10 protein-coding genes and 1 pseudogene are annotated in these 13047 nt (G+C 62.7%); 4 read left to right on the top strand and 7 right to left on the bottom strand.

The features are described from left to right. Window positions 1-53 precede the first annotated feature (53 nt). From BLS51_RS21355 to BLS51_RS21350, 3 genes and pseudogenes are all read right to left on the bottom strand, one after another. Window positions 54-959: a tyrosine-type recombinase/integrase gene (locus BLS51_RS21355; protein WP_229207672.1), complete on the bottom strand. Its 906-nt coding sequence runs from the start codon at window positions 957-959 to the stop codon at window positions 54-56. 60 nt (window positions 960-1019) lie between these two features. Further along, entirely contained in the window at window positions 1020-1229 is a 210-nt protein-coding gene (locus tag BLS51_RS30335) for a hypothetical protein (RefSeq protein ID WP_229207671.1), read from the bottom strand. Window positions 1230-1355: 126 nt separating this feature from the next. Beyond that, window positions 1356-1613: pseudogene (locus BLS51_RS21350) on the bottom strand (Rrf2 family transcriptional regulator); the annotation flags it as partial. Window positions 1614-2035: 422 nt separating this feature from the next. On the opposite strand from BLS51_RS21350, the gene BLS51_RS21345 reads away from it, so the two are divergent. After that, entirely contained in the window at window positions 2036-4006 is a 1971-nt protein-coding gene (locus BLS51_RS21345; RefSeq protein ID WP_090188181.1) for a peptidase U32 family protein, read from the top strand. Window positions 4007-4419: 413 nt separating this feature from the next. Next, a complete protein-coding gene (locus BLS51_RS21340) occupies window positions 4420-7515 on the top strand; it encodes a di-heme oxidoredictase family protein (RefSeq protein WP_229207670.1) in 3096 nt (1031 codons plus the stop codon). Between the two features lie 52 nt (window positions 7516-7567). Here BLS51_RS21340 and BLS51_RS21335 read toward each other — a convergent pair whose 3' ends face one another. Continuing rightward, complete coding sequence (locus tag BLS51_RS21335) at window positions 7568-8698, bottom strand: alkene reductase (RefSeq protein ID WP_090188174.1); 1131 nt, start codon at window positions 8696-8698, stop codon at window positions 7568-7570. A 103-nt stretch (window positions 8699-8801) separates the two neighbouring features. Here BLS51_RS21335 and BLS51_RS21330 point away from each other — a divergent pair, with 103 nt between their 5' ends. Next, on the top strand, window positions 8802-9746 hold the full coding sequence (locus tag BLS51_RS21330; protein WP_090188170.1) for a LysR family transcriptional regulator: 945 nt from the start codon (window positions 8802-8804) through the stop codon (window positions 9744-9746). 119 nt (window positions 9747-9865) lie between these two features. On the opposite strand, the gene BLS51_RS21325 is transcribed toward BLS51_RS21330, so the two are convergent. After that, a complete protein-coding gene (locus tag BLS51_RS21325; RefSeq protein WP_090188164.1) occupies window positions 9866-10495 on the bottom strand; it encodes a 3-keto-disaccharide hydrolase in 630 nt (209 codons plus the stop codon). A gap of 13 nt (window positions 10496-10508) precedes the next feature. Between BLS51_RS21325 and BLS51_RS21320 the strand changes: the two genes are divergently transcribed. Further along, entirely contained in the window at window positions 10509-11432 is a 924-nt protein-coding gene (locus BLS51_RS21320) for an alpha/beta hydrolase (RefSeq protein ID WP_090188159.1), read from the top strand. Here BLS51_RS21320 and BLS51_RS21315 read toward each other — a convergent pair. Beyond that, window positions 11420-11740: an L-rhamnose mutarotase gene (locus tag BLS51_RS21315; protein ID WP_090188155.1), complete on the bottom strand. Its 321-nt coding sequence runs from the start codon at window positions 11738-11740 to the stop codon at window positions 11420-11422. The two genes, BLS51_RS21320 and BLS51_RS21315, sit on opposite strands and share 13 nt — an antisense overlap. Then, window positions 11737-13032 (bottom strand): L-rhamnose catabolism isomerase, encoded by a 1296-nt coding sequence (rhaI, locus tag BLS51_RS21310; protein ID WP_090188152.1) that lies wholly within the window; start codon window positions 13030-13032, stop codon window positions 11737-11739. The genes BLS51_RS21315 and rhaI overlap by 4 nt, the downstream gene beginning before the upstream one ends. Window positions 13033-13047: the final 15 nt, after the last annotated feature.

Here is a 13047-nt window from a genome sequence, read left to right as displayed (position 1 = left end):
CGCAGGGTGCGTACGCTCCGCACGCGATTTGACATAATATAAATTATGCGAAATTATGGATTATCCCGAGCGCCGTTCACAGAGGCCAGAATCTCGTCATGGCGCTCGTTATCCGTCTTGTGCAAATACGCTGCTGTTGTGGCAATGCTTGCATGGCCCGCTGTCTCCTGCAGCGTTTTCAATTGCACACCGTTGTTCGCATGGTTGGTCAGCATGCTGTGGCGCAGCCAATGTGCCGACGCCTGCCGCAATGTCGCGGCCATGTCGGTGTCGCCCATGCCGTCTGCCGTGCTGGCCGCCGCCGCAAAGATCGCTTTCAGCGCGTCGGACGCTGCTTCGTCCGTGATGCGCACCAGCGCTTCGCCACGGCTCGACAATACCAGCGGCGTATCGTCGCTGCGCACGGCATGCGGCAGCAAGTTGAACGCTGCGCGGTACAGACGCAATGCGGCCAGCATTTCCGGCGGCACCGGCAACCGGCGCGGTTTGTTGCCTTTGCCAAGAACGTCCAGCCACCAGCGGCCGTTGCCTTCGGTGTAAAACGCGCCCATGTTGGCGCTGACGATTTCATTCAGGCGCGCGCCGGTGTGGATGTATGTGCTCAGCAGGAATCGATCGCGTTCGCGCCGGCGTATGGCGGCTGGCGTCGGCGCTTCGCGCGCCGTGACCGTATCGAGCGCCAGTTTCAGCGCGTCCGGCGTCAGGTAACGTGTGATGCGGCTGGCACTGGCGGTCTTGACGTGCTTGACCAGGGCCGCCGGATCACGCCGCAGATAGCCGGTCTGCGCCGCGTATGCGAACAAGCCTTTGACCGCGATCATCGCCTGGCGCCTGCTGGCGTCGGACAACGGCCCGGTGAATGGCCGGTAACGCGGATCGCTGCGCGGCCATTTGGTGGTCGATATCCAGCCTTGCGGCGGCGCCTTGAGGAACTCTTTATAGCCATTCAGGTCGGCCACGCTCAGCTGGCGCAGCGTTTTGCCGGCCTCTTCCCGGCACCAGGTCAGGAAGCGGAACAGCTATTTTTGCGTGTTGGCCATCGATTTCGGGTTAAGTTCCCCATGGCTGATGAATTCCCGGGCGATTTCGCTGTCGGTTCGGGCATCGGTGATGGCGTCTTCGGCGATGCTGCGCAGGGCGTCCATGTCACGCTGCCGGCGCTCTTCGGCGCCGCCGCTATGTGCGGGAAAAGGGTCCAGATCGATAAGGTCAAATTTCATTTCTGGCATGATGAAAGCTGTATGAATACTCAGTGCATTATACAGTATTTCATACAGTATTTTAATCGACAATATAAGTAGTAATGTCGATTAAAAGTAAGAGCCAGATTTAAGGTAACTCGTTACTTTAATTTAAAAGTCTGGCTCGGTAGCGCGAACCAAGGCGCCTAGATTGATATTGGCCGGCGCCCTCCTCAACCTCAGGCCGCCATTCCGGCCGCGCACCGTCTCCACATACCCTGCTACACCCAGCTGGTGAACCACCTTCATCAGGTGATTTTTCGAGATGGCGTGCGTGGCGGCGATGTCCTCGATCGTGACCAGGCGGTCACCGCCCGGCCCCAGGTACAACAGGGTACGCAGGCCGTAATCCGTAAAGGTGGTCAATCGCATAGCGCCCTCGCCCGAAATAGAAACTACGTTTTGGAAAATTTAATCTTGATGAAACCGTTAAAGCAGATGACCTCGCCATCGAGCCGGCGACGGACGGCGTAGCCGCCGAGGCCATCGCCGGCGCCACCGCATCACTGGGGCCGCGCGCCGTCAGATGGGCGTTCGGCGCCGCGCCGGCCGAGCAACTGCGCTACCAGCTCGACCCGGCATGGCACGGCGAACTCCCACGCAGCTACTGGTACGACGGCGCCGGCAAGCGCATCGCCGCCCGTTCCGGCCTGGTCAGCGTGCAGACAATGGAGGAAATGACGGCCAGGCTGGCCGCTTTAACAAAATAGAAACAGCCGCGCGGGGCGCGCTAAATATTCTGCTAAGGCCTTGATTTTGCTATAATTCTCGCCTTCATCGTAAGGAATAGTGTCATGACCCTGCTAGCCCACCAGCTTGAACTGCTGTCGCCCGCCAAAACCGCTGAAATCGGCCGCGAAGCCATCCTGCACGGCGCCGATGCCGTGTATATCGGCGGCCCGGCCTTCGGCGCGCGCCATAACGCCAGCAATTCAATCGAGGAAATCTCGCGCCTGGTGGAATTTGCGCACCGTTACCGCTCGCGCATCTTCGTCACGCTCAACACCATTCTGCACGACGCTGAGCTGGACGCCGCCCGCAAGCAGATCTGGGACTTGTACAACGCCGGCGTCGACGCGCTGATCGTGCAGGACATGGGGCTGCTGGAGATGGATCTTCCCCCAATCCAGCTGCATGCCAGTACCCAGTGCGACATCCGCACCGCCGAAAAAGCCAAATTCCTCGGCAACGTCGGCTTCTCGCAGCTGGTGCTGGCACGTGAGCTGACCATCGAGCAAATCAAGAAGATCCACAGCGAGGTCGACACACCGCTGGAATACTTCATCCACGGCGCGCTGTGCGTGGCCTACTCCGGCCAATGCTATATCTCGCACGCCGACACCGGCCGCAGCGCCAACCGTGGCGACTGCTCGCAAGCCTGCCGTCTGCCCTATACGCTGAGCGACGCCAAAGGCGGCGTGGTGGCGTATGAAAAACACCTGCTGTCGATGAAGGACAACGACCAGAGCGCCAACCTTGAAGCGCTGGTCGACGCCGGCATCCGTTCGTTCAAGATCGAAGGCCGCTACAAGGACATGGGCTATGTGAAGAACATCACCGCTCACTACCGCCTGCTGCTGGACGAGATCCTGGAGCGTCGCAGCGAGTTCACGCGCGCCGCCAGCGGCCGCACCGACATCCTGTTCACGCCGGATGTCGACAAGACCTTCCACCGTGGCCACACCGATTACTTCGCCAACGGCCGCCTGGAGGATATCGGCGCCTTCGACAGCCCTAAGTATGTCGGCGTCGAACTGGGCACGGTCAGCCGCCTGGCCACCGACCATTTCGACGTGGTGACCAATGCGGCGATGGCCAACGGCGATGGCCTGAACTATATGCACAAGCGTGAAGTGCACGGCGTCCAGGCCAACGTGGTGAAAAAACTGGATCAGCACGAGGATGGTGAAGTCTGGCGCGTGTACCCGAACGAGCCTATGAGCGCGCTGACCGGCCTGAAGGTCGGCTCGTCGCTCAACCGCAACCGCGACCACCACTGGGAATCGGCGCTGAACAAGAAATCGTCCGAACGCAAAGTCGGCCTGCATCTGACGCTGAGCGAACAGCAAGGCGGCCTGCGCCTGTCCCTGTGCGACGAGGATGGCTTTGTCAGCGACGCCGGCGCCACCATCGCACTGCAAGCCGCACAAAACGCCGATCAGGCCGACGCCTCGCTGCGCGCCAGCCTGGCCAAGCTGGGCAACACCATGTTCGTCGCCGACAGCGTTGAACTGAAGTTGTCGCAGCCGTGGTTTGTGCCATCAGCCGCCATCAACGCGCTGCGCCGCGAAGCCATCGAGGCGCATGAGGCCGTGCGCCTGGCGGCATGGGACCGCCCTGCCCGCAAAGCCGCCGCCGAGCCGCCTGCCGTGTATCCGGAAACCCAGCTGAGCTATCTGGCCAACGTCTACAACGAGAAAGCGCGCGCCTTCTACCACAAGCACGGCGTGCAGCTGATCGCCGCCGCTTACGAGTCGCACGAGGAACCAGGCGAAGTGCCGCTGATGATTACCAAGCACTGCCTGCGCTTCTCGTTCAATCTGTGCCCGAAACAGGCAAAGGGCGTGCAAGGCGTCCAGGGCCAGGTGCGTGCAGAGCCGATGACGCTGGTCAGCGGCGATGAAACCTACACGCTGCGTTTCGACTGCAAGCCATGCGAAATGCACGTGGTGGGCGCAATGAAACCAGGCATCCTGAAATCCGCGCCGCCATCCGCCATTCCTTACAGCCCACTCGTCTTCCACCGCCAGCGCCCGCGTGCCTGAGCATCTTTCATGTCGCGCGCGGCTTAGGCCCGCGCGCATTCATGCAGTTTCACTTATTTGTTGTACTTCTGCCCAATTAGCTTGACATGCAATAGGGCACAAGCTATCTTCACGTTCATTTCCACACAGAAATCTTCTTACGGCGTACGAATTCCTGTTGATTCGTGCGCTGTTAAAACTTTTTCTATAGGAAAATGCGCGGCGCTTGCGGAATGACCGCAGGGCACGTACTCATACCAGCCAAAAGCCAAGGGGATAGCATGCATAAAATTCCACATCGACAGCGATCACTGGAAACGTTTCACAGATTAGGCACAACAGGACTTCCACTCGTACTCAGTCTCCTCCTGGCGGCATGCGGCGGCAGTGATAACGCGCCGGGTGCCGAAAGCCGCACTGCCAGCCTGAAGGTGATGGGCGGCGCCAGCCAGGCCGCAGCCGAGCCGGAAGTGGCGTTGACGCCAACTGCCGCAACCTCCAGCGGATCAGAGCGTGGCGACCTGTCGGCAGCCGCCGCCATCGACCACAACCAGAACACCCGTTGGGGCAGCCTGTTCAGCGATGACCAGAACCTGACGCTGGACTTTGGCGTGTCGAAACCGATCAACCGCGTCCACATCGAGTGGGAAAACGCGCATGCTACCCAGTACCTGCTGCAAGTGTCGGACGACAATTCCAGCTGGACCACCATCAAGACCGTCAACGACAGCGCCGGCGGCATCGAAGACTGGACCGGCCTGGGCGCGCAAGGCCGCTACCTGCGCGTACAGGGCGTCAAGCGCTCGACCAACTACGGCTACTCGATCTTCGAAATCCAGGCCTACTCCGGCGGTTCGGTCACCTCCCCTGCCGATCCGACCGAGCCGACCACGCCGCCAACCGGCACCGATCCGGTCATCGTCGACCCGACCAAGCCGGGCGTGGCCATCAAGCCGGTGGAAGCGACGTCGTCGAAGCTGGAAAATCCTGGCCTGTCGGCCGCCAATACCGTCGACGGCAAGACCAGCACCCGCTGGGCCAGCGCGTTTGAAGACGGCGCCTGGATTCAGTACGACTTCGGCGCCAAGACCCAGATCGGCTACATGAAGCTGCTGTGGGAAAACTCGTACGGCAAGCAGTACAACCTGCTGATTTCCGACGATGGCAAGAACTGGACGCAAATCCGCGCCGTTACCGAAGGCAAAGGCGCCACCGAGGAGTTCTTCAACCTCGGCGTCAACGCCCGCTTCATCCGCCTGCAAGGCGTGGCGCGCGCCACCCAGTACGGCTACTCGCTGTTTGAGGTGGAATTCAAGACGCCGGGAAGCGACAACTCGCTGGCCAGCTCCACCACCTCGCCGCTGAAATTCCCGGCCAGCGGCGCCGGCTGGGCACCGCTGCCTGCATCGGGCGAGCCGATCGAATCGCTGCAATTCACGCTGGCCGACGGCACGCTGGTCACCCGCTTCGGCGCGCGTGGCCTGGCGCGTCACGGCCGCGAACGCGGCGAAGAGTGGAATGAAATCGGCTACGGCCCGAATGAAACCGTCGATCCGGTCACCGGCCTGCCGGTCGACAAAGGTCCGGGCAACTACCTGACCTTCGTGCCGCAGTACTTCAAGAACCGCACCTGGGGCGTCGAGATCATCGACAACAGCCGCGTGGCCGGCGTGACCAAGCCGATGCTGACGGTCAACCAGTACACCACGGTGGACTTCCTCAACGGCGGCGTCGCCTTCTTCCGTGGCATCGACCGTCCGGGCGTGACCGGCTACGGCTGGATGGCGCCGGGCCAGCTGGTCGACGACAGCGTCAAGGTCTGCAAACCGATCGCCTACCCGGCCAATAACAAGCTGGCCAGCGCGAACGGCATCAACAGCGCCTGCACCTTGCAGGTCAAGGACTATCCAGGCATGACGGCGCTGGACGCTGCCGGTTTCCCGATCGCCGGCAAGAACATCAACGCCCGTCCGCTGGTACAGGGCGACGTGATTGAAGTCTCGCCATCGATGTTCTCGACCACCGACTCGATGCAGTCCAAGGGCGACAACGGCGGCATCCGCTACTACTCGTATGAGTGGGTATATGTGGTTGGCCAGGGCCTGAAGCCATGGTACGGCGTGCAGCCGCGCCTGAACTCCGTGCCGCTGCCGGCGGAAACGCTGTCCGGCGGCCTGGGCTCTGTGGGCTACAACTACTCGGACAATGCGCTGTTCATGTTCCAGCAGCCGCACACCAACATCGGCATGCAGAATATGCAGCGTTTCGTTGAGGGCCGCCGCCTGTTCCACACCAACTTCACCACCGGTGACCACAATGAAGCGGGCAATGACCGCTACGATGCGGCAGTCGGCCTGCAAGGCCAGCGCTTCAACCAGTCGTCGTGCTTCGCCTGCCACGTCAACAATGGCCGCAGCACGGCGCCGGTTGCTGTCAACCAGAAGCTGGACAGCATGTCGGTGCGTGTCGCCAGCACCAACGCCGCCGGCCAGCAACTGCCGCATCCTACCTACGGCACCTCGGTGCAGATGAACGCCGTCTCGTCCAGCGGCTCGCCGCAGAATTGGGGCACCGGCGTGCGCGTATCCGGCTTCGACAGCGTCACCAAGAAGCTGGCCGATGGCACCACGGTCGAATTGCGCAAGCCTAAGCTGGCGTTTGAAGGTCCCACGCCGGACACCGTGTCGCTGCGTGCCGCACAGCCGATCATCGGCGCCGGCCTGCTGGAAGCCGTACCGGAAGCCGACATCCTGGCGCGTGCCACGGCAACGGCGGACGTCGACGGCGTCAAGGGCGTGGCCAACTATGTCTACGATCCGGAATCGGGTGCTGTGCGCCTGGGCCGCTTCGGCTGGAAAGCAGCCAAGGCGACGCTGCGTCAGCAAGCCGCCTCCGCGCTGCTGCAGGATATGGCGGTGACGTCGCCGGTGTACCGCAACCGTTCGTGCAATACCGACCCTGCCGGTTGCGCTTCGGCCGCCGCACAGAAAGGCATTACCGAAGCCGACCTGCAATCGCTGTCGCACTATCTGGCACTTGTGGCCGTTCCTGCACAACGCAGCCTGGCCAGCGGCTTCCCGAAAGGCGTGGCGCCGATCGATGAGCTGAACGTCGACCCTGCCAAAGTGGCAGCTGGTTCCAAGGTGTTCCAGGGCATGCGCTGCGCGGCTTGCCACACGGTTGAGATGAAGACCGGCTCGGGCCACCTGTTTGCGGAACTGCGCAACCAGACCATCCGTCCGTATTCCGACCTGCTGCTGCACGACATGGGCGCCGGCCTGGCCGACAAGTTTGTCGAAGGCCAAGCCAAAGGCAATATGTGGCGTACCGCGCCGCTGTGGGGCATCGGCTACACCGAGAAAGTCATGGGCAGCGCAGCCAAGGTCGGCTACCTGCACGACGGCCGTGCACGCAACCTGACCGAAGCAATCATGTGGCACGACGGCGAAGCCGCCAAGTCGCGCCAGCGCTTCGAGGCGTTGAGCAAAACCGACCGCGAAGCGCTGCTGGCCTTCCTCAAGTCGCTGTGACGTTTCCTTAGTTGTTCTTGCATGCCGGGGGCCTTGCGGTCCCCGGCATTTTTTATTGCGCGCTATACGGTGGGTAGTCGATCAGGCCGCGCGCATCGCCGCCATAATAGGTGGCGCGGTCGGGCTGTGCCAGCGGCCAGCCGTTGCGCAGGCGCGCCACCAGATCCGGGTTCGAGATGAATGGCTGGCCAAAGCCGGCAAGATCGATCGTGCCGTCTTCAACCAGCGCTTCGGCGCGTTTGCGCGTCATGCTGCCGGCCAGGATCAGCGCCGTTTCGGGCAGATCTGCGCGGAACACACGCAGCAGGTGATGGATTTTTTCGGCGACCGAGTTGGCCGTCGAATCCGCGCCGATGATAAAGCCCGATTGGTCCATGATGTGCACGTAGGCGATGCTGCGTTCTCCCAATGCCTTCACCAGCGCGCTGTAGGTTGCGTCGATTTCGTCATAATGCGGCATGCCGTACAGGCGGCCATATGGCGACAGCCGGATGCCTACCCGCTCGCGGCCTACGCGGGCGATCACCGCGTCGACTACCTCCAGCGCAAAGCGCAGGCGATTTTCCATGCTGTCGGCAGCGTAGCGGTCGTCGCGGTCGTTCACCAGCGGGTTGAGGAACTGCTCCAGCAGATAGCCATTGGCGCCGTGGATTTCAACACCATCGAAGCCCGCTTCCACCGCATTGGCTGCCGCATCGGCAAAATCCCCCACCACGCGCGTCACTTCGGCGGTAGTCAGCTGGCGCGGCACGGTGGTCGGCACCATGCCAGGCTGGCCGTCTTCCAGATAGCCATAAGCCATGCCGCCTTCAGCGATCCTGGAACTGCCGCTGACAGGCGCCTTGCCATCCGGCTGGATCGACGGATGCGATACCCGGCCCACGTGCCACAGTTGCGCGAACATGCTGCCACCCAGGGCGCGTACCGACTGCGTGGCCAGGCGCCAGCCATCGATCTGCGCTTTCGTGTAGATGCCCGGATTGAACAAATAGCCCTGCCCCTCGCGCGAAATCGGCGTGCCCTCGCTGACGATCAGGCCTGCGGTGGCGCGTTGCGCGTAATACAGCGCGATGGCTTCGGTGGCCACATCGTCCGGCGCACGGGAGCGCGTCATCGGCGCCATCACGACACGGTTGGCCAGCGTGCGGCCGGCAAGTGTGTAGGGCTGGAAAAGCTGGTTCATGGATTCATCCTGTTGCAGGAGTTAAGGTAGGACGTATCGTAAATTTAAACCTGATTTCGATAAATGGGGCAAAATTACGATCACTTCATCCTCAGAGGCTAAAATGAACCAGCAGCTTCAATTTGACGGCATCTCGGAATTCATCCTGACGGCGCAGCTTCAGAGTTTTACGGCGGTGGCGCTACAACTGGGCGTGACCAGTTCCGCCGTTGGCAAGGCGGTGTCGCGGCTGGAAACGCGGCTGGGACTTAAGCTACTTCATCGCACCACCCGCAAGCTGACGCTGACGAATGACGGCGAGGCCTATCTTGCCGCCTGCCTGCGCGTGACCGAGGACCTGGCCAATACCGAGAACTGCCTGTCGACCGGCCTGGCCGAACCGCGTGGCCTGATGCGCGTCGATCTGCCGGGCGCCTTTGGCCGGCGCTACATCGGCCCGACCTTGATTGCGCTGGCAAAACGGCATCCACAGCTGGACCTGGCGCTGAGCTTTGGCGACCGCATTGTCGACATGATCGCCGACGGCATCGACCTTGCCGTGCGTATCGGCGATCTGCGGAATGACAGCGAACTGGTCGCCCGCCAATTGGGCCAGCAGCACCTGGTCATCTGCGCCGCGCCCGGCTACCTGCAACACCGTGGAGCGCCCACGGAGCGCACCGACCTGCTGGAGCACGACTGCGTCATCAGCTGGCGGCGCGGCGCGCGCGCCAGCTGGCTGTTGAAGGGGGAAAACGGTCAGATGGAAGAACAGGAGATCCATGTCCGCCACTCGCTGGACGATGGCGAAACCATTGTGCAGAGCGTGCTGGAAGGCTGCGGACTGGCGCAGTTGCCGACCTGGCTGGTGCACCAGCACCTGATCAGCGGCGCGCTGGTAACGGTGCTCGATCGCCATGCCGGCGCCAGCATGCCTATCCATGCCATCTGGCCGCGCACGCGCTACATTCAGCCCAAGGTGCGTGTGGTCATCGATGCGCTGATGAAGCTCGCCACCGGGCAGCCCGACATCTTCCACTGCGGTGCTTTTAATCCCGACCAATCATAAAGATGATTACATGCTGGACAGGCGTTGACAGAGTGACAGCGATTCCAGATACTTGTCATGCACTCCTTCCCCTGCCGGCCTGTTCTTCCTTCGTCTCCCCGGCCGGCAGGGCTTTCTCGTTAGTCCAGCGGCGTCAACGCCACGTTGCGCAATTCGTAGGGCGTGCCTTCCAGCTGGAAGCCGATCCGTCCCGATGCAGGAGTTACATGCGTCACCCGATTTTGCAGCACGCCATTCACCGTCACTTCCACCGTGCCGTCGCGGCTGACGATGTCGCACTGGTTCCATTCACCGACCGGTTTTTCGCTGTCCGGCGCCGTGTGGGCCTTGATGCGCGTGGCTGCGCCGGGCGCGCTGGTCAGCGCTTCGGCAAAACTGCCTGCCGCCATCGGCAGCAAGTCACCGGCGCTGCCGTTCTTGGTTTGTACTTGCAGGCTGACCGGCCAGACACGGTCAAAGGCGCCATGGCTGATGTGCAGCAGCACGCCGCCGTTGCCTGGCTTGCCGTTCCAGCGCCACTCGACATGCAGCTTATAGTTACGGTAGCTTTCAGTGGTGGCCAGGAAGCCGGACGGTGCGCCGGTCGAGGCAATCACGCCGTCCGGCAGCACGCGGAAGGCGTCGGCGATCGTTGCGGCGGGCGTGGCTTGCAGTTCCCATCCGCTGAAATCGCGGCCGTTAAACAGGTTTGCCGCGCTGGCAGATTGCGCGCACACGGTTAATATCGCAACACTCAACAACTTGTTCACTCATGTCTCCTCTATGAAAAAACTGCTTCTTGTATTGATGCTCGGCGGCGCCGGACTGGCTTCGGCCACCAACAACGTCATCCCGCTGTGGCCCGAAGGCGTACCGGGCAAGCGCGAAATCGGTCCCGAGAAAGTCGGCAACGGCTACACCTCCAACGTCAGCGAAGCCACGCTGACCATGGTGGCGCCGGCGGTCGATCATCCCAACGGCACGGCGGTCATCATCTGCCCCGGCGGCGGCTACGTGCGCATGGCCACCGCGCGCGAAGGCGACCAGTACGCCAACTGGCTGGGCACGCTGGGCGTCACCGCCTTTGTGCTGAAGTATCGCATGCAGGAATATGGACATCCAGCGCCGTTGCAGGACGTGCTGCGCGCGGTGCGCACCTTGCGCTCGCGGGCGGCGGAATTCGGCATTCGCCCGGACCGCATCGGCGTCATGGGCAGCTCCGCCGGCGGCCACCTCGCGGCCAGCGCCGGTACACTTTTCGACAGCCCGCTGGGCCGTACAGGCGCGCCGCTGGACAGTGTCAGCGCCCGGCCGGACTTCCTGATGCTGATGTACCCGGTGATTACCATGCAGGACCCGGCCGCACACGCCGGTTCGCGCAAGTCGCTGCTGGGCGCCACGCCGTCGGCCGACAAGCTGGCGCTGATGTCGCTGGAAAAGCAGGTGACGCCAGCCACGCCGCCAACGCTGCTGATCCATACACAGGAAGATACGGCCGTGCCGGTGGAGAACAGCATCCTGTTTTACCAGGCGCTGACCAAGGCCAAGGTGCCGGCCGAGATGTACCTGTTTGAACATGGCGGCCATGGCATGGGCATGCGCGAAGGCCTCGGCACTTCGTCGCTGTGGCCGCGCCGCGCCGAGGAATGGCTGCGCGACCGCGGCTTGCTGGCTGCGCCGGCGGCTCAATCGGCTCAAGCGAAGTGAAACACCTGCTGTAGCGGCCATTCGCGGGGCCGGTTGCCCGGCTCCACCAGCATCAGCTCGGCCATGCTGTCCCACCAGCGCTGCATGATGGGCCTGGACGGCAGTTGATCGATCTTGTGGTCCGGCGACAGCTTCAGCACGGCAAACAGCGACAGCGTTTCCTCATCCAGGAAGATCGAGTAATCGTAGATGCCTGCGTCGCTAAGCGCCTGGCCCAGCTCTGGCCACAGCTCATCGTGGCGGCGCTTGTACTCGGCCACCATGCCCGGCTTGAGCTGCATGCGGAAGGCGCGGATATCGGCACTCATACGATGCCGCTGCCGCTGACGCCCGCCTTGGCTGGACGGGCTTCCGCCACCTGGGTGCGATAGCCGCTGGCGCGATAGCACGCCACCGGATCGACGGCGCCGCCCGCGCGCAGCCGGGCCATCGCCAGGATGGCGCTGACATCGGTGCGATAGGCGTGTTTGAGCGCCTGCGCCGATGCCAGCGCGTCGTTGGCCTCCTGATGCTGGCGCAACGCAGCCCGGTCGACCAGTTGCGATTGCACGAAAGCGCGCTGCACCTCAACCGCGCTGCTCATCAGGCTTTCAATCGGATCGGTGACGTTGTGCGACTGGTCCAGCATATAGGCCGGCTTGAAGGCCGCGCCCTCGCGCTCCGCCGCATCGGCCAGCTCGTTAAACACCAGGAAAAGCTGGAAGGGATTGATGCTGCCGGAATCCAGGTCGTCATCGCCGTACTTGCTGTCATTGAAGTGGAAGCCACCCAGCTTGCCAAACTGCGCCAGCCGCGCAACGATCATTTCGATATTGGTGTTGGGCGCGTGATGGCCCAGGTCGACCAGGCAGCGCGCCTTGTCGCCCAGCGTCTGCGCGCAGGCAAAGCTGGTGCCCCAGTCGGCGATGGTGGTGGCGTAGAATGCCGGCTCAAACAATTTGTGCTCGATGAACACCAGCCAGTCGGCCGGCAGCGCGGCGTAGATTTCGCGCATGCTGTCCAGGTAGCGCTCCAGCGCGCCGCGCAGATTGTGCTGGCCGGGGAAATTGGCGCCGTCGCCTACCCATACCGTCAGCGCCCTTGAACCAAGCGCTTTGCCCAGCGCTATGCATTCGATGTTGTGCGCCACCGCTTGCGCGCGGGTGGCGGCGTTATTGGCCGTCAGGCTGCCATATTTATAGCTGTGTTCCTGGCCCGCCTGATCCTGGAAGGTATTCGAATTGACCGCGTCGAAATACAGGCCATGGTGCTCGGCCTGCTGGCGCAGCGCCGCCGGGTCCGTCGTCTTATCCCATGGGAAGTGCAGCGATACGCCAGGCGTGGCGCGGGTCAGCTGGTGGATCGCCGCGCAATCGTCGAGTTTTTCAAACACGTTGCGCGGTTCGCCACGGCCAGGAAAGCGCGCAAAGCGCGTGCCGCCAGTGCCGACGCCCCAGCTGGGCAAGGCCACGGCAAAGGTTTGCGCCAACGCCGTCATGCGCTCGATATCCACGCCACGCCGGGCCAGCATGCCGCCCAGCGCCTCGTAATCCGCGTCCAGGCCGGCGCGCAGCTGTGCGTTATGCTCGGCCACACGGCCGCTGTCGATGATAGTGCTCACATTGTCCCCTTGTTC

The organism is Duganella sp. OV510 (assembly GCF_900100205.1).
In the GTDB taxonomy this organism is placed as follows: domain Bacteria; phylum Pseudomonadota; class Gammaproteobacteria; order Burkholderiales; family Burkholderiaceae_D; genus Rugamonas.
Note: the sequence above shows the minus strand (reverse complement) of the source record. Positions and strands in the feature narration are given on the sequence as shown.

Bases quoted from the DNA above. Each gene is read 5' to 3' on its own strand.
- BLS51_RS30335 (WP_229207671.1), bottom strand. From the start codon at position 1,229: ATGCCAGAAATGAAATTTGACCTTATCGATCTGGACCCTTTTCCCGCA.
- BLS51_RS21345 (WP_090188181.1), top strand. From the start codon at position 2,036: ATGACCCTGCTAGCCCACCAGCTTGAACTGCTGTCGCCCGCCAAAACC.
- BLS51_RS21340 (WP_229207670.1), top strand. From the start codon at position 4,420: ATGGGCGGCGCCAGCCAGGCCGCAGCCGAGCCGGAAGTGGCGTTGACG.
- BLS51_RS21335 (WP_090188174.1), bottom strand. From the start codon at position 8,698: ATGAACCAGCTTTTCCAGCCCTACACACTTGCCGGCCGCACGCTGGCC.
- BLS51_RS21330 (WP_090188170.1), top strand. From the start codon at position 8,802: ATGAACCAGCAGCTTCAATTTGACGGCATCTCGGAATTCATCCTGACG.
- BLS51_RS21320 (WP_090188159.1), top strand. From the start codon at position 10,509: ATGAAAAAACTGCTTCTTGTATTGATGCTCGGCGGCGCCGGACTGGCT.
- BLS51_RS21315 (WP_090188155.1), bottom strand. From the start codon at position 11,740: ATGAGTGCCGATATCCGCGCCTTCCGCATGCAGCTCAAGCCGGGCATG.